Here is a 21,128-nt window from a genome sequence, read left to right as displayed (position 1 = left end):
CCGGCACGACAGGGCGGCACGGAGTGACGGACATGCCGCCCCCTTTGCGACAATGGCGAGGAGCGAAGCCGGGAGGGGTCAACGTGCAGCAGTCGGCCGGGCAGCCACAGGAACGACTCGCGGACGGCCGCGCCGAGCGCAGCCGCCAGTCCCGCGTGAAGATCGCGGACGCCGTACTGTCCCTGCTCGACGAGGGCGAGTCGCACTTCCCCGCGGACCGCGTCGCCGAGCGCGCCGGCGTCTCCCGCCGCCTGGTCTTCCACCACTTCGCCGACATGTCCCAGCTGGTGGAGACCGCCATCGCGCGGCGCCTGGAGCAGCTCATGGAGCAGACCAGGCCCCTGCCGACCGACGGCCCGCGGGCCGCACGGGTCTCGGCGCTCACGGAACAGCGCGCGCGGATCCTGGAGTGGATCACACCGGCCCAGCTGACGCTGATGAGGCTGGAGCAGCACGGCGACCGGATCCAGGAGGTCACCCGGCAGGTCCTGGACTTCGCCCGGAGCCGGCTGGCCGAGGTCTTCGGCGAGGAGCTCGACCGGCTGCCCGCCGAGCGCAGGACCGAGGTGCTCCACGGGCTGGACGCGGTGACCACCTGGGGCGCCTGGTACCACTGGCGCAACAGCGGCCTCAGTGTCGAGGCGGCCGCCCGGACGATGGAGACGGCCGTGCACGCCCTCCTGGCCAGTACGGACCCGGCCGACCGGCCGGCCGGGCCGAGCGCGCAGGCCGGGCCGGCCGACCGGCCGTAGGGCGCCTACCGCGCGTCGGCCCCCGACAGGACCCGGTGGTCCGAGGGTGTGCGGGCCGCCGGGGTCCCGCGGCCGGCCGCGCGGCTGCCGCCCGCGCCGCTGCCGCCCCGAGCGAGCCGCCGGTGCAGTGCGGGGCCGCCCGCCGCGATGCCCGCGAACAGGACGGCCGCGGTGATCAGGCTCGGCTCGGCGACCCACAGGCCGAGCAGCTGGTCGAGCAGCAGGGCCGCCACCACCAGCAGCACCTTCCCGAGCAGCAGGCCGCAGTGCAGACGGCGGTCGACGGGCCGGCCGAGACGGGCCCGGCGGCGGTGCCGCAGCGACATCACCAGTGCGGCACACGCGACGAGCACGACGAGGCGCAGCGCGTGTTCCCAGGCGGGAGTGTCCGAGCCCCACGCCCAGACGCCACCCATGACGGCCCCCGCGACCACGTAGATCCGACGCTCCGACACGACTGCCTCCTGACCCTCGGGGGTCATCGACAAGAAAACAACTACTTGCACTTCGAGTGTCATAACTTCGGACGCATCCGTCAAGCCCGGCCGCCTTCGAGCCGCCGGAGGGGTTCGACTAGGGTCGGCAGGGCAGTGCACCCACGCATCACCATCGACCACGAGGAGCAGCCGTGAGCCGGCCGGCGTCCACCGTTCTGCAGCAGGAGATCGCCCGGGAACTCCAGGTGTCGGAGACCTTCGACGCGCACGTGGAGATCGAGCGCCGGGTGGCCTTCCTGGCCGAGCGGCTCACCTCCACCGGCCTGCGCTCCCTGGTCCTCGGCATCAGCGGCGGGGTCGACTCCACCACGGCCGGACGGCTGTGCCAGCTCGCCGTGGAGCGGGCCCGCGAGGCCGGCCACGAGGCGACGTTCCACGCGATGCGGCTGCCGTACGGCGTCCAGGCGGACGAGAAGGACGCCCAGCTGGCCCTCGGCTTCATCAAGGCGGACCGGGTGCTGACGGTGGACGTGAAGCCCGCCAGCGACGCCGCGCTGGAGGCCGCCCTCGCCGGGGGCACCGTGTTCCGGGACGCCCACCACCAGGACTTCGTGCAGGGCAACATCAAGGCCCGCCAGCGCATGATCGCCCAGTACGCGGTGGCCGGGGCCCACGACGGCCTGGTCGTCGGCACCGACCACGCGGCCGAGGCGGTCTCCGGCTTCTTCACGAAGTTCGGCGACGGCGCGGCCGACCTGGTCCCGCTGACCGGTCTGACCAAGCGCCGGGTGCGCGCCGTGGCCGACGCCCTGGGCGCCCCCGCGGAGCTGGTCTGGAAGACCCCCACGGCGGACCTGGAGACCCTGGACCCGGGCAAGGCCGACGAGGACGCGCTGGGTGTCACGTACGACGACATCGACGACTTCCTGGAGGGCAAGCCGGTCGACGAGCGCGCCTTCGACACGATCGTCCGCCGCTACCGCCTGACCGACCACAAGCGCCGCCTCCCGATCGCCCCGTAACGCGCCGCCCGGCGGCACGTGGATCATCCGGCTCGGGACGGGGAGACAGCAGTGCAGCGACGGGTCTGGCGCTGGGTCGTGGCCGGCTGGGCCGCCGCCGTCCTGGCCGGGGGCGCGTACACGCTGTACCTCGACGACCCGACGGCCGCCACGCAGGAGCCGAAGCACTGGGAACGTGCCCCGGCACCGAGTGGGGAGCCGGTCCCGTGCCCCACGGCGAGCGGCGGCGGTGTGGCGCCCACGGCTCGCGACTGCACCTTTTGGCAGCGCAGCTAGCAGGTGGACCCCCGCCGCCCGGCGAATCGCGGGGGGTGGGGGGCGCTCCTACGCTTGGGGGAGTGCCTCGGGGGCTCGGGGAGCCGTGTTGGGTCGAGCCTGGGCAGGGGTGACCGGTCATGGGTGGGCGTCGTTCGTTCCGTGGGCGCGGGGTCCGGCGGGCGGGCGTTCCCGCCGCGGTGGCGGTGCTGCTGGCCGCGCTGTGCGCGGGTACCGGGTCCGCCTCCGTACGCGCGGACTTCGATCCCGCCACCGTGCGCAAGCTGGACGCGGCGATCACGAAGGTCATGGAGCAGACCGGCATGCCCGGCCTCAACATCGGCCTGTGGATGCCCGGCCGCGGCGTGTACGAGAAGTCGTTCGGCGTCGCGGACAAGCAGACCGGCACGCCCATGAAGACCGACCTCTACACCCGGATCGGCAGCGTCACCAAGACGTTCACCGTCACCGGCCTCCTCCAGCTGGTCGACCAGGGCAAGGTCGGCCTCGACGACCCCGTCTCGCGGTACGTCTCCGGCGTCCCCGGCGGGGGCTCCGTCACGCTCCGCCAACTGGCGGACATGCGCAGCGGCCTCTTCAACTACACCGAGGACGAGAAGTGGCTGGACGGCGTCCGCGCCGACCCGCACCGCACGTACACCCCGCGCCAGTTGGTGGACGTCGCGTTCAGCCACCCCCCGAACTTCAAGCCCGGCGCCAAGTGGGAGTACAGCAACACGAACACCGTCCTGCTCGGGATGCTGGTCGAGAAGGTCAGCGGGCAGAGCCTCGCCGACTACCTCCGCGAGCACGTGTTCGCGCCGCTGAAGCTGAACGACACCTCGCTGCCCGGTGACGGCGCCATGCCCGATCCGCACGCCCACGGGTACACGGACTTCACTCCGAAGGGCACCGTCGCCGACGCCACGAACTGGAACCCCTCCTGGGCCTGGGCCGCCGGCGGGATCATCTCCGACCTCGACGACCTGCACACCTGGGCCCCCGCGCTCGCGGACGGCCGGCTGCTGACCCCCAGGACGCAGGCGGAGCGGCTCCGCACGCTCCCCATCGGGGCCGTCCCCGGCGCCTCGTACGGCCTCGGCATCCTCGACTTCAACGGCTGGCTCGGCCACAACGGCGAACTGCCCGGCTACGAGACCATCGCCGTCCAACTCCCCGCCGAGAAGGCCACGCTGGTGGTGCTCGTCAACAGCGACATGGACCACCAGGGCAAGAACCTGTCCAGCATGATCGGGAACGCCGTCACCTCCATCGTGACCCCCGACCACCTCTGGCCCGCGCCGGTGGCCACCGAGGCCAAGTAGTCCCCGGTCGCGGTCGGGCGCGGGCCCCGTGTGACCATGGCCTCCTTTGGCACACGCACTTCCGCATCGCCGCATTTCCTGGGGGGACCATGCGCACCCGCACCACCACCGTCCCGGCCGTCCTCGCCGCCACGCTCGCGACGGTGCTCGTCCTGGCCGGCTGCACCGCGTCCGGCGGGAGCCCGAAGGGCACGGGCGGCAGCAGCGCCGCGGCGCCCGCTCCCGTCTCGCCGGGCGGCGGCGCCGCGTTCGAGGGCCCCCGGCCGCAGGACCAGAACCTCCTCGCCTGGACCGGCGACCCCAACGACGCGGGGCACGTGACAGCCCAGTCCGTCGCGGGCGTGGCCGGACGGGTCACCCTCGTACGGGTCGTGCTGCGCGAGCAGATCACCTGGTCCAACATCTGGCTCGGGCTCGCCGGAATCGACCCGGGCGCCCAGCTCTCCCAGAACTACCTCGGCGTGTACGACGCGAACGGCACCCTGCGCGCCTCCACCGCGGACGTCTCCCCGCAGCTGATGACCGACGCGATCGCCAAGCCGTTCCCCCTCACCAAGCCCTTCACCGCCGCCCCCGGCACCTACTTCATCGCCCTCCTCCTCAACGGCACCTGGGCCACCAACGCCCTCACCCTCAAGGCCACGGGCGCCGGGATCTCGGTGAACGCGGGCCTGACCCCGCCGAACCTGCGCTACAGCACCCTCCTGACCGGCCAGACCTCCCTGCCCCCCACCGTGAACCTCGCCGATCAGTCCACGAGCACCATCAACACGGGCTGGGGCAGCCAGTGGTACGCGATCTCCTGAGCCGAGCGGGCCGCAGGGCCGCATGAGCGCAGCTCAGGCGCCCCCGGAGCCGGCCGCCCCGGCGCAGCGGGTGCGGGGTGCGGCCGGATGAGCGAAGCTGGGGACGGCTGTAGCCGCGAGGCGGGCCCGGAGCCGGACCGCCGATGCAAGGAGGGCTGCGTGGACGTTTCACGAGTCGGCGGGCTCACTCCCGCGACCGGGACCCGGGTACGGAAGGCCGCCCTGATGTGCGCGGCGGTGGCCCTCGCGGTCGGCGCCGCCGTACCCGCCGCCGCCGCACCCGCTTCAGCTTCCGCTTCCGCTTCTGCTTCCGCTTCTGCTTCCGCGCAGACGCCCCGGGCCGTCATGGATCCCAATCCGGTCGTGGTCGTGGACTGCTTCTCCCAGGGCCGGGTGCGCCCCCGGGAGTACCTGCTGGCCTGCGGTGACGGGAACAACCGTCTCGTCGGTCTGCGCTGGAACACCTGGGGGCAGCGGACCGCGACGGCCACCGGCACCGACATGGTGAACGACTGCACCCCGTACTGCGCGGCGGGCCGCTTCCGCTCGTACCCGGTCACCGTGACCCTGAGCCACCCGCGCCCCTGGCCCGGCCACCCCGACGTGCAGCGCTACGCCACGATCCGGCTTCTCTACACCGACACGGCTCCGTTCCCGGGCACCAAGGACGTGACGTACAAGCTCGTCTACTGATCGGAGCGGTCGGCCTGTCCGCCGAGCCGGGCGCTGATCAGGTAGTCGGCCTCTTCCGAGAGCCGGGCCCGCCGCTCGTCCTCCTGGGCACGTTCGATCTCGCTCCTCAGCGCCAGCTCGGTGCGCAGTACGGTCGCCCGCGGCACCGGGATCCGCTGCCCGGGTTTCTCGGTGAACGGCTGGAGTTCGGCCGCCGAGACCTGGGCGTCCTGCGACGAGCCGCGGCGGAGCGAGAGGAACACCCGGGCCAGCCAGTCGGCCGGGATCTGGACCATCAGATCAGTCATATCCGGGAAACGACGGGCCGCCCGTGCCGTGACTGCCGCTCCCCCGACCGGCTCAGTGGCCCTCCCCCGGCGCCTGGCAGGCGGTGGAGACCGACGCCATCCACGCGAGGACCGCATCGCGCTGGTCCGGGGCCAGTCCGGCCTCCAGCTCGGCCTCCCGTCGCTGTACGGCCGGGAGCGCGTCCGCGTAGCGGTCGGCCCCGAGGTCGGTGAGGTGAACCTGGTGCGTCCTGCGGTCGGTGGGGTGGGGGGAGCGGGTGATCAGCCCGTCGCGCTCCAGCGCCGCGAGCATCTCGTTGGCGGCCTGCCGGGTGCTCCCGACGGAGCGGGCCAGCTGGGCGACCGACTTGCCCGGCGACTCCTTGACCATCATCAGGGTCGCGAACTGCGGCACGGTGAGCCCGAACTCCTCCAACTCCGCGCCGATGGCCGCCCGCATGCTGAGCCAGGCGTGGCGGACCAGGAAACTCAGCACTCGGTCGTGGCTCTTCTCGCCCACGAGGCGTCCTCCGAACTCTTGTTGATTGACAGGAACTTGACGAGTTTGACAGGATGACGCCGCGCCGGATCGTCAGGTCCCTGTCGATTCTAGCGCCAACTCCTCCTGACCCGAAGGTAGTCACCCATGCCATCCGCCACGCCGCCGAAGGCCCGCCAACGGCTCGTCCTGGGCGTTCTGGTCTTCGCCCAGGTCCTCATCTGGCTCGACGGTACGATCCTGTCCACCGCCTTCGAGACGCTGACCGATCCCGACCGCGGCCTGGGCGCCACACCCGGCCAACTCCAGTGGGCCACGGGCGCGTACACGCTGGCCTTCGCCGGGCTGATGTTCACCGGGGGCGCGCTCGGCGACCGCTTCGGGCACCGCAACACGCTGCTGGCGGGCATGGCCCTGTTCGGAGCCGCGTCGGGCTTCGCCGCGTACGCCGCCACGCCGGGCCAACTCGTCGCGGCGCGGGCCGTGATGGGCGCCGGGGCCGCCTTACTCGTTCCCGCCACCATGGCCGTGGTCAGCTGGACCTTCGAGCCGGAACAACGACCCGCCGCCTTCGGTACGTTGTCCTCGTTCGCCGGGGTCGGGATCGCCGCGGGGCCGATCCTGGCCGGCGCCCTGCTCGCCCGCTTCTGGTGGGGCTCGGTGTTCCTCGTCAACGTGCCGGTCGTCGTGCTCGGCCTCGGCTTCATCGCCCGCTGCGTCCCCAACTCCCGCAGCCCGCAGGTCCGCCGCCTGGACCCGGCCGGGCTGCTCCTGTCGACCGGCGGCCTGGGGCTGCTCGCGTACGGTCTGATCCGCGCCGGCCAGGAGGCCTCCTTCACCCGGCCGGCGGTGTGGGGAAGCACCGCCGCGGGCATCGCGCTGATCGCGGCGTTCGCCGTCACCGAACTGCGGATGGCCGAGCCCAGCTTCGACCCGCGGCTGCTGAAGCAGCGCCGCTTCGCCGCCGGGAACGTCGCCCTGATGACGGTCTTCCTGTCGATGACGGCGGGCTCCTTCTACCTCGCCTTCTACCTGCAGGGGGCGCGCGGGTTCTCGGCGTGGGACGCCTCGCTCCTCGGGCTGCCGGGAGCGCTCGGCGTGGTCGTCGGCTCGCCGATCGCGGTGCGGCTGACCCGCAGGACGTCGGTCCGGATGGTCGGGGCGGTCGCGCTCGCGATCGCGGCCCTGGCGATGGGCTCCGTGGCGCTGTTCGACGCGGCTACGCCGATCGCCTGGTACCCGGTGGTCATGCTGGTGCAGGGCACGTCGATCGGCATGGTGATCGCGCCCGTCACCGGCGCCGTACTGGGCTCCCTGCCCCTGGAGCGGGCCGGTGCGGGCAGCGCGGTCAACAGCACCCTGCGCCAGACCGGCAGCGTGCTGGGGATCGCGGCGGGCGGCACGATCACCTCGATCGTCTACCGGCACGCGATCGAGGGCTCGCTGACGGGCCTTCCGGATCCGGTGCGGAACCAGGCCCGGGTCTCGGCGGAGCTCGCCCGCCATGTCGCGGCCGCGACGCACGACCCCCGGCTCGCCCGGGCGGCCGACGCGGCCTTCGTCCACGCCATGCACGTCGGCGCCCTCTGGACGGCGGGATTCGCCCTGATCGGCGTGGTGGTCCTGGTGCTGGGCTTCCGCCCCGCCCGCCGTCCCGCGCCGGCCGAGGACCCCTACCCGGCCCTGGCGAGGAGTTCGGCCGGGTCGTAGGGAACCGAGCCGCGGTCCGCCGGGGCCGCGGCTCGGGTCACGGGCGGGTCAGGACTTCTTGACCTCGTCGATGCAGAGCACGAACTGCTTGCCCGAGCTGCGGCGGGAGCCGCGCATCTGCTCCTGGTAGCCGATGTCCGACTGGCCCTTGCACTGGTTCGTGTCCAGGGAGTCGGGGATCACCTTGACCACCTTGTACTCGGCGTTCGCGCCGCCGCACTTCACCACCTGGAGGTCGGGGCTGATGGTGTTGCCCTTGTTCGTCAGGCAGTCCCCGACCTTCGCCTTGTCGGCGTCGTCGCGGCTGGCGTAGTACCCGACCGCGGCCGCGATGACGACGACCACGGCGACGATGATCTTGAGGATCTTCATGACCCCCATGCGCTTGCGCGGCGGCGCGGGCGGGGCCGCGAACTGCTGCTGCGGGTAGGGGTACTGCTGCGGCGGGGCGCCGTACGGCGGCTGGCCCGGCTGCTGGGGCTGCCCGTATCCCGGCTGGGGCGGGTAGCCCTGCGGCGGCTGCTGGGCATGCGGGGCGGGCTGGCCGTAAGGGCCGGGGCCCTGCTGCGGCGGGTAGGTCATGCGGAAAATCCCCCGTGAGCGTGTGCACTGTACATTGCTTGACGTGCGCACGCTATAACACGTCGCCTACAACGACCGCATTGACCTGCGGTGTCCGCAGCCCTGCCCGGCGGCTCTACCCGCGGAAGGCGGTCGCGCGAACGGTCGAGCCGCAGAGCGCGAACTCACTGCCGTCGTCGGGTGCCAGCTGTTGCCGCCCGCCCGCCACGCCCACCACCATCGACGGCGCGACGAAGGGATCCGCGCCGGAGGCGCAGTAGCCGTCGGCCTCGCCGAGCACCGGGGTGAAGGTGAGCTGCGCCGAGGCCCGGCCGCCGGCCGCCAGCTGCACCGGCCCCGACGTGCCGACCCGGATCACCCGGAGCGGCTTGTTCTTGTCCGGCGAGCCCTGGCCCGCGAGCGCCACGGTCGGGAAGCCCTTCAGCACGCACGGCTTCGCGCTCTTGTTGGTCACCGTGATCCGTACCTGCGCGGACCCGGTCGGCTGCGCGCTCGTGGCAGCGACCTGGCTGCTCGTGCACGGGGCCGCCGCCGCGCGGCGTGCTCCGTCCCCGGTGGCCGCGGCCGCCGAAGCGACGAACAGCGTTCCGGACGCGAAGCCCGCCAGCAGGAGCGCGGACGAGGCCTTGATCGCGACGCATCGCGTTGCGCGTTTCATGGGTTGTCCTCCACGGTTCGCCCGGAGCGCCGGAGCCGCTCGGGCCTGCCCCCTCCCAGCGTCCCACCACGTCGCGCCATCGGCGCGGGCGGCCGGGGGCCGAAGGACACGGGCACGTGCCGGGCGCCGCGGGCCAGGCCGGACTGTGCGGACGCCCCCTAGGCTCCCGTGTGGAGGTGGGCCGCCCAGAGGAGCGGGGTCCGGCTGCGGTCGTGGCCGGGTGACAGGTCGTGGCCGTCCCGGACCTGGCGTACGGCGGCGTGCAGCGCGCGGGCGGCCCGATCGGGGTCGACGGCTCCCGAATCCGTCCTGAGGCCGTCGTAGAAGGTCCGGGCGATGCGGACGGCGATCTGGTCGTCGATCTCCCAGAGCGTGCCGATGACGTGGGGGAAGCCGGCGAGCTGGAAGGCGGACGTGAGGTGGATGGTCTCGTCGAGCGGGCTCACGGTGTCGATGGCCGCCGTGCGGCAGGCGGACAGGTAGGCCAGCCTGGCGTGGTCGAGGGCGACGGGGGCCAGGCTCTCGACGGTGAGCGGGTCGTCCTCGTGGTCGTGGAGCAGCAGCCGGCTCCGCGAGGGGTCGGCGGGATCGCTCGTTCCGTGGCAGGCGAAGTGCGCGATCGCGCAATGGGGCAGCTGCGCCAGCACGTTGGCCTTCGTGGGGGCGGCGTCCTCCTGCGCCCGGTCCCCTTCCCTGAGGAGGACGTGGTCGGGAAAGCGGGCCTCCACCACGGCGGCCTCGGCGTCGACGAAGCGCAACCGGCCCTCCCCGGGCAGTCCGGGAGTGGTCGGCATGGCGACGATCAGCGCCCGCCCGGCGCCCGGCGCTTCGCCCGCACCCGGGGGCCGGCCGCGTTCGCGGGCGTGGCGCAGCGCGCGTACGGTCGGGGTGTAGGAGGAGACGACCCGGTCCATGACGGTGCGCCGGGACGGGTCGTCCCGCGCGTCGGTGTGGTGACCGGCGGCGTGCAGCGGCAGGAGCCCCAGCAGTCCGCCCGGCGCCCACCACACGCGCGGCAGCTCCCCGTCCGCTTGGGGCGGGGGCGGGCCCTTGTGCCCGAGGGCCTCCAGCACGGGGCCGGCGGCGGCGTCCCACAGCCACTCGAGGACGTCGGCGAGTACGGTCTGCGCCTCCTGCCGCTCGGCCGGGTCCGTACCCGACGACGCGGTGTGGCGGGCCTGCCGGAAGGCGTTGATCCGGTCGACCAGGGTGGTGTGGCCGAGCCCGGGCAGCGGGAGGCCGGTGAGGCCTTCGGCCGTCAGGAGCAGCGCATCGCTGCGGTACGTGCTGACGTTGAACACCACGATCGGCCCGTGGGCCGCGTCGGCCCTGAGCTCGTCGGCGGTGGGCGGTTGGGCGAGGGAGGTGAAGCCCTCCAGGGCGCGGATCTCGGCCAGGAGGGTGGTGAACGGCTGCCCCGGCCGGTGCCGGTCGGGCGTCGGCGGGTCCGCGGGCCGGTCGAGTCTCTCCCGCAACTCGGCCGATCTGAGCGCCGGTTCAGGGTGGAGGCCGCGCAGCCCGGTCAGGTCGCCGCGGTTCTCCAGCGCTTGGCCGCACATGACGGCGCGGCCCACTTCCAGCAGACCCAGGGCGCGCTCCGCCCGCCCGTCCGCCGTCCCGCCCGGGGCCGCGAGCGCGAGCGCGGCCGCGGCCGAGACCAGGCCCGCCACATCGCCGACGACGTCCTGCCGGTCATGGCGCTCCAGCCGGCGCCGGGCCATCCGCGGCATCAGGCGCACGGCCGCGTCCGCTGCCTGCGCCGCGCGTTCCGCCTCACCCGTCCGCGCCAGCAGGCGGGCCGCGGACCGCCCCGCGCGGATGCGGACGGACACCGTCGACAGCTCCGTCGCCGATGCCGCCGACCAGGCCGCCACCGCCGCCTCCCGGTCCGCCGGGTCGCCGTCGTGGTCGAACCGTACGAGCAGCGCGTCTCCGAGGTTGGTCAGGTGGACGGCACGCTCGGGGTGGTCGGCGGGAGCAGCCTGCACCGCCTGCCGGCCCACCGCGACCGCCTCGTCCAAGTCCTCGGTGGAGCCCGTCCGTTCGAAGCGCAGCCGCAGTACGTTCCCGAGGTGGGAGAGGACCTCGGTGCGACCGGGCTGGTCCTCGGGGAAGACGGTCATCGCCTCCCGGAGCCGGGCGATGGCGCCGTCGAGGTCCGGCAGCGCTCCGGCCCGCTCGTAGCGGGCTCTCAGCGCGCTCCCCAGTCCGGTCAGGACCAGCGCGCGGTAGAGGCCGTCATCGGGCGTCGCCCGCACCGCCTCCCCGAGCAGGGCGATGGCGCCCTCGAGGTCCTCCACCGCTCCGGCCCGGTCGAACCGGGCGTTCAGCGCGTCCCCGAGGTTGTAGAGGTACATGGCGCGGCCGGACTCCTCGGAGACCGCCGACAGGGCCTCCCGGAAACGGTCGACGGCGGCGTCGAGGTCGGCCGGCCGGCCGCCCCGCCGCCACTTGATCCGCAGCACGTTGCCGAGGGCGGTCAGGTGGATGGCACGGCGGGGATGCCCGGCGGGCACGGCCGCCACGATGCGCTGCCACAGGTCCGCCAGGCCGGCGATCCGCGCGGGGTCGTCCGACTCCCGCAACTCCGAGAACGCCTCCACGGCGTACCCGGCCGCGTTCTCCGCGAGGACGGGCACCAGCGGTTCCGGCAGGTTCTCGTCACCGGCGATGAAACACGCGGTGAGCGCCTGCACGGCAACACGCAGGTCCGGTTGGTCCTTGGCCCGGCCCTGGACCTGGACCTGGTGGACCTGGGCTTCCCGTTCGGCTGTCGCCTGGTGGCGGAACCAGTGGAACCAGCCCAGCAGATGGTGGACGGCGAGGTCGTCCTCCCCCGGCATCAGCTCCGCGAGCCGCCGCGCTTCGCGCAGGGCCTCGGCCTCCAACACCGGTGTCACGTCCCGCAGTCGGACGACACGCTGCAGCCGCGCCGCCATCGCGTCCATTGCCGTCTCTGCGGCCAGTCGTACGGTGCGCTCTGGGTCCCCCGGATGGCTCACGTCGGGTGATGCTAGTCCTACGATCCCCGCACCGGCGGGTAGTTCCTCGGATACGCTCCGCGACAGCGGCAGGACGTGCTCGTCGCGGCGGGGGGCGGCCGGGGCGGGCCGCGGGGTGCATGCCGTCGGGGTTCCCCGGGACCGCTCCGGTGAGCCGGTCTACTTGCGCCCGGCCCACCGCTGCGCACGCCACGGGCGGCCGGACCACGCACCGGCGCCGACACCGGCACCGGGACGGAGCCGCCGCCCGGACGCGCGGCGAGCCGGGCTCCGGTCAGACCGTTTCCCGGTCCCCGACGGCCTCCCGGGCACCGGAGGCCGGTGCGCCGCCGACCGTGGGGACGAACACGAACCGGCCGCCGGACGGCATCGGCGACTCCCAGGCGGCCTCCACTTCGGCCATCGGCACGGCGATCGCCTCGGTGGTCGGCGCCAGGGCCGGCAGCCGCTCGAGCAGTTCGCGCAGGGCGGCGGCGCGGCGCGAGGCCGAGATCGAGCCGAGTCCGCTCCCGCAGACGCTCACGTCCGCCTTGCGCAGCCAGGCGGACGGCACGGTCATGTCGGGCCCCGCCGCGGAGCCGACCTGGACCCACCGCAACGTACGGGTGAGATCGGCGCGGTGGCGCAGGATCCCGTCGAGCGCCAGCTCGGCGGGGCGGTCCCACAGGTAGTCCAGGACCACGTCCACGTCGGCGGCGGCCGCGCCGAACGCGGCCGCGACCTCCTCGTCCGGGCCCGCGAGCCGCACCGTGCGGTGGGCGCCCAGCTCCGCCGCCACGCGCAGCGCCTCCGGATCGCGCCCGGCCGCCACCACCGTGCCCGCGCCCTGGTCGAGGGCGATCCCGATGGCGGCCCGCCCGGCGTTGCCGGTGGCGCCGAGTACGAGCACCGACTCGCCCTTGCGCAGCCGGCCCCGCTCGCGCAGCGCGATCCACGCGGAGGACGCGGGGTTCATGACGGCGGCGACGGCGAGCGGATCGAGCCCGTCCGGTACGGGCATGAGCGCGGCGGCCGGTACCGCGACCCGCTCGGCCATCGTCCCGTGCGGCGGCTCCAGCCCCGGGATGTAGACGAGCTCACCGGCCGCGGTCCGCCCCACCCCGTCGAACCCGGGGACCAGCGGCAGCGCGTCGCCTCCCGTGTAGTGGCCGCCCGAGGCGAACGAGCGCACCAGGGGGTACAGCGCGGCGGCGAGGACCTCGACGACCACCTCGCCGGCCGCGGGGACGGGCTCGGGCACGGACTCGTACCGGGGCGGCTGCCCCAGGGCGTGGACGACGGCTGCGTACATGAAACCAGCCCCCAAATGGGTGATGAGGCGGCATGACGGACAAACTGATTGTGACGGCTGCCCGCCGGTCCGGCCGACTGCGCCACGCGGCCGGACCGCGGCGGGACAGCGGCGGCCCGGATCCGGCGGCCCGGCTTCAGCGGACCGGCTTCAGCGGGCCGCCGCACCGAGGCGGTGCGCGCCGCCCGAGTGGACGAAGTCCGTCAGGGAGACCGTGTAGTCGCCCTGGTCGGGGCGGTACGCGGTGCAGTACTGCGTGGGATACCAGCCGGGGATCCGCCAGGCGGCCGGTTGGGGGATGGCCTCGCAGGTCCGGTGGCCGGGCGCGGTGCGGTGCCGCTGCAGGAAGTCCCGGGTGAGCATGGGCTCCATGAAGATGAGGTCGCCCGCGTACGCCCCGTAGATGAAGGTCTGGCCGCTGAGCGTGCCGGTCGACGGGGGACGGCTGTCCAGGTGCGCACCCATGGCGCCTTCGGCGGTCTGCGGGCTGCTCGCGGGGTAGCCCGCCGGCAGGTAGGCGGCCGGGACCGGTTCGCCGGCCGCGGCCAGTTGGTCGCAGGCGATCAGCAGGGCGCAGGCGCCGGTCTTGATCGCGGTCCGGACCGCCCGGGGGGCGAGGTAGAAGTGCACGTCGAAGTGGGCGACGTCGTAGCGGCCGTGCGGGTTGTGCCCGTGCGGGTTCCAGTTGAACAGCACCCATTGGAAGGGCACCGCGGCCGCGGCGGCCGGGGTCGCCGGGAGACCGAGTTCCAGGCTGTGGCCGCCGACGCATTCGTGCATGCCGTCGAGGTGCCCGTCGGCGTCCGCGTCGTAGCAGTGCTTGCCGTCGGTGGCGGCGGAGGTGGGCAGTCCGGTGACGGCCGGGGCGGTCAGGGCGATGCCCAGCGCCTTGGGTATCCCGCCCTGGTACTCGCTGTACGTACGGACCGTGCCGTCGCCGAGCCGGGCGGCGCGGCCGTACGCGGCGCAGGCCGCGCTCCCGGTGCTCTCGTCGCAGGCGGGCACGCGGGCGGCGGAGCCGGAGGGCGGCGGCGGGGCCGCGGGCCGCCCGGTGGCGGACAGGAGCGCCGCCAGCAGTGCGGCGGAGCCGAGCGCGGCGACGGCGGTGGAGCGCATGCGGGAGGTGTTCATACGGCGACGCTCCACGAGGAACGGGCGTTGAGCGCGGTGGCGTCCACGCCGGTGACCTGGCGGGTACAGGACTTGATGCCGGCCAGGCTGCCCTCGGGCAGGACGTGGCGGATGTCGTGGAAGCCGTCGGGGGCCAGGGCTTCGACCTGGCGGAGCACCGGGTCGGGCTCCAGCCGGCGGTGGGCGGCCAGGAGCTCCGCGGTCTGCGGCCGGCGGTCCGCCTCGTAGCGGGCCAGCGCCTCGTCCAGGCCGTGGTGGGCCAGCTCGTACGCCAGCACGCGGGCGTCGACGATCGCCTGCGAGGCGCCGTTGGAGCCGGTCGGGTACAAGGGGTGCGCGGCGTCGCCGAGCAGGACGACCCGGCCGTCCGTCCAGGTGGGCAGCGGATCGCGGTCGATCATCGGGTACCGGCCGATGCGCGGCGCCCGGGTGATGACGTCGTGGAGGTCGAGGAACTCGCTGCGCCAGCCCTGGATGTGGGTGAGGACCTCTTCCGGGGGGACGGCGCGGTCCCAGTCGGCGCCGCCGCGCGCCTCCTCCTCGCCGAGGCCGTCGTCGGTGCGGCTCTCGACGACCCAGTTGAGCAGGCACCGCCCGCTGCGGTCGGGCCGGGTGACGGGGTAGGCCACGGCCTTCACCCGGGCGTTGCAGCCGAGGATGACCATCGTGCGTCCGTCGAGGAAGGGCGGGCCTTCGGTCACCCCGCGCCACATGCATATCCCGTTGCCGAGGGGCGGGCCTTCGTGCGGGTGCATCGTGGCGCGCACGGCCGAGTTGATCCCGTCGGCACCGATCAGCAGGTCGCAGGTGTACGGGCTCGACCGGTCCGCCACGTACGCCCGGACGGGGGGCGTGCCCGGCCGGAGGCCGCTCGCCGGGTCCTGCTCGTACCGTACGAGGCGGCCGCCGGTGACGAGCGCCTCGGGGCCGAGCCGGTCCAAGGCGGCCGACAGCAGGATCTCCTGCAGGTCGGCCCGGTGCACGGAGTACTGCGGCCAGTTGTAGCCGGCGGCGCGGCCGCGCGGCTCGGACCAGATCAGACCGCCGTAGCGGTGGTGGTACTCCAACCGGCCCGTCGCGACGGCGACCTTCTCGAGTGCCGGTGCCAGTCCGAGTTCGGTCAACTCCCGGACGGCGGCGGGCTGGAGATTGATCCCGGCACCGACGGCGCGCAGGTTGGGGCACGCCTCCACGATGAGCACATCGTCCTGCCCTGCCGCGTGAAGGCTCAGGGCCGTCGTCAATCCGCCAATTCCGGCGCCGGCTATGAGGATGCGCGGAGAATTTCTTCGGCCGTACGGAGACATGCCCTCTACCTCCTGGGAAAGACGCCTTCCGTTGAACGTGCGGTGCTGAATGCGAGGTGCTGTATGCGCGATGTCGAAAGTGCAGGTCAGGCGCAGGCGTTCACTCGATCAGGCTATGGCCGAGTGCCGCCTGATGGGTGACGTGGCTTTAATCGGGTGTCGGCAACAGAAAGGCTGCGACATGCCTGAAGTGACGTTCGAACCGTGCGACGTCCAGCGCCTCCAGCATGCTGTTGACTACGCCCTCCACGCCTCCGAGAAATCACTGGACGCTCTCCTGCCACCCTGGATGCCGGGCGATCTCAAACGGGAAATCAAGAGCGGATGCGTTGTCTCGCATTGTGCAACGCTACTGTTCCCGGAAACAGTGGAATCCGCTCTCGCGTACTTCGAGGAAAACGGCTGGCCCGCGTCGACCACCATACCGAGCGTGCTGGTCAAGCGCCGTCTGGTGGAGCGCCACTGGCTTCCGGACGATGCGGACATACGGGTGACGCGGCTGCGCGTCACGACCGGTCTGGCGCCGGAGGTCGAGGTCTTCCTCTTCCCTCGCCGCAGCCCCGGGTACTCGGACGACGTGGGTGCGCAGGAGCGCGTCCACGGCTTCGAGAACCACGTGGGGCTGTTCATGGACCGGCCCGACGAGAGGGCCCTCACCCGACTGGCGGACCGGCTGGAGACCACCGGCCGGATGGTCTACGAGGGCTCGGCGCACAACCCCCACGAGAACACCACGATGCTGTACTTCGCCCCGAGTGCCGCCGTGGCCATGTCGCGCCGCCGCTTCCCGCGCTGGGAGCTGCAGTGCGCGGGGGATCTGACGGCGTGCGCGGACCGGCGCACGGTCCGGACGGAGGCCGTGTGCGACGCGTACGCGGCGCTCAGGGCGAACCACGTGGACAGCGGCCTGACGCAGTCCGCCCGGCGGCCCGTACCGGTGGCGGTACGGGAAGGCTGAGGCCGGCCGTCGTCCCGCCCGCCCGCCCGCCCGCCCCTGCGTACTCCCCGCCTTCGTCCGCTGTCCCGGACGAGGCGGGGAGTCGTCACGCCGTCCGACTCAGGAGAACCGCCACTGCTGGGCCTTGCTCCCGTTGCAGGCGACGACCGTCAGCTGGTTGCCGGCGCCGTTGTCCGTCAGGCAGCCGCCCTGGAACGCGATGTCCTTGATGAAGTAGGCGCCCGACGTGGGCGCGTGTTCCAGGTTCCACCACGCGCCGCCCGCGTAGGGGCCCGCGAGCTCCACCCGGACGGTGTCCCCGAACTGCGTCAGCGCCCGGGCCATCGCGTTGCCGGACGGGCCGCACGTCTTGAAGGTGTCGTAGCTCTCCTTCTCGTGGAGCCAGCCGAACACGGTGGTCCCGCCCATGATCACCTTGCTGCCGCCCTGCGGGGCGGAGCCGCTCACGCCGATCTTGAGGCCGTCGCCGACGTTGGTGATGGGGCTCCAGCCGGCGCCGCCGCAGCCCTGCGGAGGGTTGGACCCTCCGTTGCCCGGACCCGTGGGGGTCGAGCCGCTGCCTCCGGGCGCGGATCCGCCCCCGGCGCCGCCGCCCGGACCCGAGCCGGGCTTGCTCCCGGGGTTGCCCGAACCGCCCGCGACCGGCGGGGGATTCGGTACGGGCGCCGCGCCGCCGACGCCGCCCGCGGCGGGGCCCGCCCCGCCCTGCGCGCCCGCGTTCTCGCCGCCCGGGGGCGCCGCCGAGGCGCTGGGCGCGGCGGCCGGCGCGCTCTGCGCGGGGTCCGCGCCGGGGCTCTGGCTCCCGCCGGCCGACGCGGGTGCGGACACGGAGGTGGACGGGTGCTGCCCCGGCCCGTTCGCATCGGTCCGGCGGGCCCCCGAGTCGAGGGAGTAGACGGTGACGGCCACCGAGACCGTGATCGTCACCGAGAGCCCGATCGAGAGCGGTGTGGAGATGCCCGAGGGGATGCGCAGCCGCTCCCGCCAGGAGCGCCGCAGTTCGGTGGCGGCACTCGTGCCGGCCGGCCCCCGGCCGGCACCGGCGACGAGGGGTCCGGCCGGCGCGTCGAGCTCGCCGAGCGGCCGGCCGGCCGCCGCGCGCCGGGCCGCCGCGGCCATCACCGAGGCGTCCGCGTACCGCTCCTCGGGCCTCTTGGCCAGCGCCCTGGCGACGAAGGCGCGGACCGGCGCGGGGAATTCGGCGGGGAGGTCCGGCACCGGCTCCCGGATGTGCTTGAGCGCGATCTCGACGACCGATTCGCCGGTGAACGGCGGCTCGCCGGTGAGCAGTTCGTAGCAGACGACGCCCATGGAGTAGAGGTCGGAGGCCGCGACGGCCCCGAGCCCCTCCGCCTGCTCGGGAGCCATGTAGAGGGCCGTGCCCAGCACCGCGTGCGAGTCGGTGATGCCGGTACTGGCCGCGCTGGAGCGGGCGATGCCGAAGTCGGTGACGGTCACGCGGCCGTCGTCCCCGAGCATGAGGTTCGAGGGCTTGATGTCGCGGTGCGTGACCCCTTGGAGGTGTGCGGCGTGCAGCGCGTCCAGGGCCTGGCCGGCGATGTCGAGCGCCTGCTCGACGGGGAGGGGCCCGCCCTGCGCCCGCACCTCGGTCAGCGTCCGTCCCTCGACGAGGTCCATGACGATGTACGCGACCTGCTCACCGGAGTCGATCCGGCTCTCCCCGTAGTCGTGCACGTCGACGATGCCCGGGTGGCTGAGGGAGGCGAGGACCGTGGCCTCCCGGCGGAAGCGCGCGGCGAACGAGGCGTCGTCGAGCAGTGCGGGCAGCAGGACCTTCACCGCCACCTGCCGTCTGAGCACGTCGTCGTCGGCGCGCCAGACCTCCCCCATGCCGCCACCGCCGATCCGCTCGGCCAGTGTGTACCGGTCCCCAAGGACCGTCCCCCGCCCCCACATATGTCCCCCTTCGCGGTCCGGCGCGTGTCGGCGGTCAGCCGAAAGCCCGTCCGGCAGAGGATACTTGGGCGTCAGAGAGCGTCCGGCTCCGGCTCGGCCCGGGCCGCGGGCCAGTTCACGCGGCCCGCGTGGATCAGCCGGAGCTGGCGGCGGGCGGTGCGCGTGACCGCCGCCCACTGCGCGTCGTCGGGGCCCGCGGCCAGGTAGGCGGAGACCGTCATCACCATGTGGTCGACGTACAGCCGCGCCAGCATGAGGAGGTCGTCCGCGCTCCAGCCCGCGCTCAGGGGATCGGCGCCGAGCCGTTCGGCCACCTCGCGGGCGAACGCGTCGAGCTGGCCCGACACCGCCTCGCGCACCCTGCGTACGCCGCCGTGCCGCTCCCGCACGATGAAGCGGATGTGCGCGGGGTACTCCCGTACGAGTTCGGCCATCAAGTCCACGGTCGTGTCGATCCGCTGCGCCGCCTCACCGGAGGCGGCGAGGGTCGAGCGCACGGCGGCGTGCAGGCTCTGCAGCGCCTCGTCCACCAGGGCGATGCCCAGCTCCTCGGTGTCCCGGAAGTGCCGGTAGAAGGCCGTCGGGGTCACCCCGGCGGCCCGGGTCACCTCGCGCAGGCCGAGACTGCCCAGGCTCTGTTCCTCCAGCAGCGACAGGGCCGCGTCCAGCAGGGCCCTGCGGGTTTTGTGGCGTTGGGCCTGGCGTGCCCCGATGGTCTCACTCATGACGAAAAGTCAACCCCCGATTCTCGAAATCCGCGCGCTTGCATTTAGACTGAGCAGTCAGTGCACAACTGTCTCCTATTTTGGAGGAAGCACGATGCTCTTCCTGATAGCGGCCCTCATGCTGATGGGGATCGCCCTGGGAACCGTGGCCCATGTGCCCATTCACGTATCCCTCGCCGCCACCGCCGCCATCGCCTGCTGGCTGCTGGTCTTCGCGGTCCGGGAACGGACAGCCCGCCGGCACCGGCCGGCCGGCCGACAGGAGGGATGACCATGAACGTACCCGGCACGGCGCTCCGCTCCCCCGACGCCGCCCGTACCGCCGACCCCGCCCGTACCCCCGAACCCGCCCCCACCGCCGCCGTCCGTCAGGCCGACGGGATGGCCGTGGCCTCCTTCGTGTTCGGCCTGATCGGCCTCCTCGCGATGAACCTGCTCCTCGGGCCGACGGCGATCGTCCTCGCCGCCCTCGCGCTGCACCGCGGTACGAGCCGGTCCGGCCGCGCCCGGCTCGGTCTCGCCCTGGGCGTCGCGGACCTCGTCGTCCTCGCCTGGCTCGTCAGCGCGGACCAGACCTGGTCGTGGAGCATCGGCTGAGCCGCGGGCCCGGCCCGATCCGAAAGACACGGCCTACGGGAGCGGGGCCCCGCGGGCGGTGAGCCACAGGTCGTACCACTCCTCGTGCGTGAGGTCGGGCTCGCGCAGCGCGGCGTCGCGGCAGGCGCGGATGCGCTCGGGGCGGCCGCTGCCCACGACGGGGGCGATCCGCGCCGGATGCCGCTGGAGCCACCACAGCAGGACCGTCTCCGGCGTCGTGCCCTTCGCGTCGGCCAGCTCGCGTACGAGGCGGGCCGTCGCGTGCTCGTCGGGGCTCTCCTGCCGTCCGGTGAAACGGCCCTGTGCCAGCGCGCCCCAGGCCTGGAGGCCGACCCCGTGCTCCAGGCAGTGCTCGACCGTCCCGGAGGGGAAGCCGCCCGCCGCGGCCGCGGGGGTGTTGACGAGGACGCCCTCCTCCAGCCAGTCCCGCCGGTCCAGGCTCATCTCCAACTGGTTGGCGACCAGCGGGAACGCGAGGTGCCGCTGGAGGCGGGCGATCTGCGCGGCGTTCATGTTCGAGACGCCGAAGCGGCGGACCAGTCCCTGCTCGCGCAGCGAGGTGAGCGCCGCCGCGACGTCCTGCGGATCGGCCAGCGGATCGGGCCGGTGCAGGAGCAGGACGTCGACGGCGTCGGTGCGCAGGCGTCCGAGGCTCTCCTCGACCCTGCGCACGATGGTGGAGCCGCGCAGATCGTATATGCCGGGGCGCTCGCCGTCCGCCGGCCGGATCCCGCACTTCGTCTGCAGCACGATCCGCTCGCGCAGGCCGGGGGTACGGGCCAGGACCTCGCCGAAGACGGCCTCCGCCTTGCCGCGGCGGTAGATGTCGGCGTGGTCGAAGGTGTCGATGCCGCTGTCCAGCGCCGCCTCGATGGCCGCCTCGGCCGCGTCGATGTCGGCGGGGCCGTACGCATCGGTGTCCCAGCTGCCGCCGAGCGCCATGCATCCGTACAGCAGCCGGGTGCCGTCCTTCTCCGGGGGTGTGATCGCCATGCCGCTCAGCCTACGAGGCCGCCCGCTTCGTGGCGGGCCGGGGGCGGGGGGCCTCCACGGGCTTCTTCTGCGGCGGAGGCGTCCTCGGGGGGTAGGAGGGCGGCACCTTCGGTCCGCTCGCGCCGGTCGGCATCTTCGTCATGCGACCACGCTACGGGCTGGGGGGTGTCGTCAAGGTAGCTTCGTCCGCCCGTGAGGGCGG

General features: G+C 73.6%; 23 protein-coding genes. 10 read left to right on the top strand and 13 right to left on the bottom strand.

Annotated features, from left to right (window positions below):
- Window positions 1-83 precede the first annotated feature (83 nt).
- A complete protein-coding gene (locus tag ACFYZS_RS35375; RefSeq protein ID WP_389022035.1) occupies window positions 84-752 on the top strand; it encodes a TetR/AcrR family transcriptional regulator in 669 nt (222 codons plus the stop codon).
- A gap of 5 nt (window positions 753-757) precedes the next feature.
- On the opposite strand, the gene ACFYZS_RS35370 is transcribed toward ACFYZS_RS35375, so the two are convergent.
- Complete coding sequence (locus ACFYZS_RS35370) at window positions 758-1,207, bottom strand: hypothetical protein (protein WP_389022032.1); 450 nt, start codon at window positions 1,205-1,207, stop codon at window positions 758-760.
- 173 nt (window positions 1,208-1,380) lie between these two features.
- Here ACFYZS_RS35370 and nadE point away from each other — a divergent pair, with 173 nt between their 5' ends.
- The 5 genes from nadE (at window position 1,381) to ACFYZS_RS35345 (ending at window position 5,290) form a co-directional block, all read left to right on the top strand.
- Window positions 1,381-2,211: an ammonia-dependent NAD(+) synthetase gene (gene nadE, locus ACFYZS_RS35365; protein WP_389022029.1), complete on the top strand. Its 831-nt coding sequence runs from the start codon at window positions 1,381-1,383 to the stop codon at window positions 2,209-2,211.
- A gap of 51 nt (window positions 2,212-2,262) precedes the next feature.
- On the top strand, window positions 2,263-2,487 hold the full coding sequence (locus ACFYZS_RS35360) for a hypothetical protein (protein WP_389022026.1): 225 nt from the start codon (window positions 2,263-2,265) through the stop codon (window positions 2,485-2,487).
- 119 nt (window positions 2,488-2,606) lie between these two features.
- A complete protein-coding gene (locus ACFYZS_RS35355) occupies window positions 2,607-3,791 on the top strand; it encodes a serine hydrolase domain-containing protein (RefSeq protein WP_389022023.1) in 1,185 nt (394 codons plus the stop codon).
- Between the two features lie 89 nt (window positions 3,792-3,880).
- On the top strand, window positions 3,881-4,597 hold the full coding sequence (locus ACFYZS_RS35350; RefSeq protein ID WP_389022021.1) for a hypothetical protein: 717 nt from the start codon (window positions 3,881-3,883) through the stop codon (window positions 4,595-4,597).
- 159 nt (window positions 4,598-4,756) lie between these two features.
- Window positions 4,757-5,290 (top strand): hypothetical protein, encoded by a 534-nt coding sequence (locus tag ACFYZS_RS35345; RefSeq protein WP_389022018.1) that lies wholly within the window; start codon window positions 4,757-4,759, stop codon window positions 5,288-5,290.
- Here the strand turns inward: ACFYZS_RS35345 and ACFYZS_RS35340 are convergent.
- A complete protein-coding gene (locus tag ACFYZS_RS35340) occupies window positions 5,284-5,577 on the bottom strand; it encodes a hypothetical protein (protein WP_389022016.1) in 294 nt (97 codons plus the stop codon). The genes ACFYZS_RS35345 and ACFYZS_RS35340 overlap by 7 nt on opposite strands.
- Window positions 5,578-5,629: 52 nt before the next feature.
- Complete coding sequence (locus ACFYZS_RS35335; protein ID WP_389022014.1) at window positions 5,630-6,076, bottom strand: MarR family winged helix-turn-helix transcriptional regulator; 447 nt, start codon at window positions 6,074-6,076, stop codon at window positions 5,630-5,632.
- 126 nt (window positions 6,077-6,202) lie between these two features.
- Here ACFYZS_RS35335 and ACFYZS_RS35330 point away from each other — a divergent pair, with 126 nt between their 5' ends.
- Complete coding sequence (locus ACFYZS_RS35330) at window positions 6,203-7,765, top strand: MFS transporter (protein ID WP_389022012.1); 1,563 nt, start codon at window positions 6,203-6,205, stop codon at window positions 7,763-7,765.
- 48 nt (window positions 7,766-7,813) lie between these two features.
- On the opposite strand, the gene ACFYZS_RS35325 is transcribed toward ACFYZS_RS35330, so the two are convergent.
- The 6 genes from ACFYZS_RS35325 to ACFYZS_RS35300 all read right to left on the bottom strand — a co-directional run bounded on the left by ACFYZS_RS35325 (window position 7,814) and on the right by ACFYZS_RS35300 (window position 15,736).
- Window positions 7,814-8,347: a hypothetical protein gene (locus tag ACFYZS_RS35325; protein ID WP_389022010.1), complete on the bottom strand. Its 534-nt coding sequence runs from the start codon at window positions 8,345-8,347 to the stop codon at window positions 7,814-7,816.
- 115 nt (window positions 8,348-8,462) lie between these two features.
- Entirely contained in the window at window positions 8,463-9,005 is a 543-nt protein-coding gene (locus tag ACFYZS_RS35320) for a DUF4232 domain-containing protein (RefSeq protein ID WP_389022007.1), read from the bottom strand.
- A gap of 158 nt (window positions 9,006-9,163) precedes the next feature.
- A complete protein-coding gene (locus ACFYZS_RS35315) occupies window positions 9,164-12,007 on the bottom strand; it encodes a CHAT domain-containing protein (RefSeq protein WP_389022004.1) in 2,844 nt (947 codons plus the stop codon).
- Window positions 12,008-12,281: 274 nt separating this feature from the next.
- On the bottom strand, window positions 12,282-13,298 hold the full coding sequence (locus tag ACFYZS_RS35310; protein ID WP_389022001.1) for a zinc-binding alcohol dehydrogenase family protein: 1,017 nt from the start codon (window positions 13,296-13,298) through the stop codon (window positions 12,282-12,284).
- Between the two features lie 150 nt (window positions 13,299-13,448).
- Window positions 13,449-14,429: a hypothetical protein gene (locus ACFYZS_RS35305; RefSeq protein ID WP_389021998.1), complete on the bottom strand. Its 981-nt coding sequence runs from the start codon at window positions 14,427-14,429 to the stop codon at window positions 13,449-13,451.
- A complete protein-coding gene (locus ACFYZS_RS35300) occupies window positions 14,426-15,736 on the bottom strand; it encodes a flavin-dependent oxidoreductase (RefSeq protein WP_389021995.1) in 1,311 nt (436 codons plus the stop codon). Before ACFYZS_RS35300 ends, ACFYZS_RS35305 begins: the two co-directional genes overlap by 4 nt.
- A 367-nt stretch (window positions 15,737-16,103) precedes the next feature.
- Here ACFYZS_RS35300 and ACFYZS_RS35295 point away from each other — a divergent pair, with 367 nt between their 5' ends.
- The gene (locus ACFYZS_RS35295) at window positions 16,104-16,694 is read left to right on the top strand and encodes a hypothetical protein (protein WP_389021992.1); all 591 of its coding nucleotides are present in this window, start codon (window positions 16,104-16,106) and stop codon (window positions 16,692-16,694) included.
- Window positions 16,695-16,793: 99 nt separating this feature from the next.
- Here the strand turns inward: ACFYZS_RS35295 and ACFYZS_RS35290 are convergent, their stop codons facing one another.
- Both ACFYZS_RS35290 and ACFYZS_RS35285 read right to left on the bottom strand, forming a co-directional pair.
- Window positions 16,794-18,611, bottom strand: coding sequence for a protein kinase (locus ACFYZS_RS35290; RefSeq protein WP_389021989.1), 1,818 nt, complete (start codon window positions 18,609-18,611; stop codon window positions 16,794-16,796).
- Window positions 18,612-18,682: 71 nt separating this feature from the next.
- Entirely contained in the window at window positions 18,683-19,336 is a 654-nt protein-coding gene (locus ACFYZS_RS35285; protein WP_389021987.1) for a TetR family transcriptional regulator, read from the bottom strand.
- Between the two features lie 94 nt (window positions 19,337-19,430).
- Here ACFYZS_RS35285 and ACFYZS_RS35280 point away from each other — a divergent pair, with 94 nt between their 5' ends.
- Window positions 19,431-19,607, top strand: a complete 177-nt coding sequence (locus ACFYZS_RS35280; RefSeq protein WP_389021984.1) for a hypothetical protein — start codon at window positions 19,431-19,433, stop codon at window positions 19,605-19,607.
- Window positions 19,604-19,933 (top strand): hypothetical protein, encoded by a 330-nt coding sequence (locus ACFYZS_RS35275; RefSeq protein ID WP_389021981.1) that lies wholly within the window; start codon window positions 19,604-19,606, stop codon window positions 19,931-19,933. The genes ACFYZS_RS35280 and ACFYZS_RS35275 overlap by 4 nt, the downstream gene beginning before the upstream one ends.
- A gap of 33 nt (window positions 19,934-19,966) precedes the next feature.
- On the opposite strand, the gene ACFYZS_RS35270 is transcribed toward ACFYZS_RS35275, so the two are convergent.
- Both ACFYZS_RS35270 and ACFYZS_RS35265 read right to left on the bottom strand, forming a co-directional pair.
- Entirely contained in the window at window positions 19,967-20,926 is a 960-nt protein-coding gene (locus ACFYZS_RS35270; protein ID WP_389021978.1) for an aldo/keto reductase family oxidoreductase, read from the bottom strand.
- Between the two features lie 10 nt (window positions 20,927-20,936).
- The gene (locus ACFYZS_RS35265) at window positions 20,937-21,068 is read right to left on the bottom strand and encodes a hypothetical protein (protein ID WP_389021975.1); all 132 of its coding nucleotides are present in this window, start codon (window positions 21,066-21,068) and stop codon (window positions 20,937-20,939) included.
- Between the last annotated feature and the right edge of the window lie 60 nt (window positions 21,069-21,128).

It is taken from the genome of Streptomyces sp. NPDC001903 (assembly GCF_042891345.1).
GTDB lineage: Bacteria > Actinomycetota > Actinomycetes > Streptomycetales > Streptomycetaceae > Streptomyces.
The sequence above is the reverse complement of the archived record's forward strand: the minus strand, read 5'-3'. Positions and strand labels throughout refer to the sequence as shown.

Excerpts from the sequence above, each read along its gene's own strand:
- ACFYZS_RS35290 (WP_389021989.1), bottom strand. The coding sequence starts at position 18,611 with ATGTGGGGGCGGGGGACGGTCCTTGGGGACCGGTACACACTGGCCGAG.
- ACFYZS_RS35280 (WP_389021984.1), top strand. The coding sequence starts at position 19,431 with ATGCTCTTCCTGATAGCGGCCCTCATGCTGATGGGGATCGCCCTGGGA.
- ACFYZS_RS35275 (WP_389021981.1), top strand. The coding sequence starts at position 19,604 with ATGACCATGAACGTACCCGGCACGGCGCTCCGCTCCCCCGACGCCGCC.
- ACFYZS_RS35310 (WP_389022001.1), bottom strand. The coding sequence starts at position 13,298 with ATGTACGCAGCCGTCGTCCACGCCCTGGGGCAGCCGCCCCGGTACGAG.
- ACFYZS_RS35285 (WP_389021987.1), bottom strand. The coding sequence starts at position 19,336 with ATGAGTGAGACCATCGGGGCACGCCAGGCCCAACGCCACAAAACCCGC.
- ACFYZS_RS35300 (WP_389021995.1), bottom strand. The coding sequence starts at position 15,736 with ATGTCTCCGTACGGCCGAAGAAATTCTCCGCGCATCCTCATAGCCGGC.
- ACFYZS_RS35265 (WP_389021975.1), bottom strand. The coding sequence starts at position 21,068 with ATGACGAAGATGCCGACCGGCGCGAGCGGACCGAAGGTGCCGCCCTCC.
- ACFYZS_RS35325 (WP_389022010.1), bottom strand. The coding sequence starts at position 8,347 with ATGACCTACCCGCCGCAGCAGGGCCCCGGCCCTTACGGCCAGCCCGCC.
- ACFYZS_RS35355 (WP_389022023.1), top strand. The coding sequence starts at position 2,607 with ATGGGTGGGCGTCGTTCGTTCCGTGGGCGCGGGGTCCGGCGGGCGGGC.
- ACFYZS_RS35305 (WP_389021998.1), bottom strand. The coding sequence starts at position 14,429 with ATGAACACCTCCCGCATGCGCTCCACCGCCGTCGCCGCGCTCGGCTCC.
- ACFYZS_RS35350 (WP_389022021.1), top strand. The coding sequence starts at position 3,881 with ATGCGCACCCGCACCACCACCGTCCCGGCCGTCCTCGCCGCCACGCTC.
- ACFYZS_RS35320 (WP_389022007.1), bottom strand. The coding sequence starts at position 9,005 with ATGAAACGCGCAACGCGATGCGTCGCGATCAAGGCCTCGTCCGCGCTC.
- ACFYZS_RS35270 (WP_389021978.1), bottom strand. The coding sequence starts at position 20,926 with ATGGCGATCACACCCCCGGAGAAGGACGGCACCCGGCTGCTGTACGGA.
- ACFYZS_RS35340 (WP_389022016.1), bottom strand. The coding sequence starts at position 5,577 with ATGACTGATCTGATGGTCCAGATCCCGGCCGACTGGCTGGCCCGGGTG.
- ACFYZS_RS35330 (WP_389022012.1), top strand. The coding sequence starts at position 6,203 with ATGCCATCCGCCACGCCGCCGAAGGCCCGCCAACGGCTCGTCCTGGGC.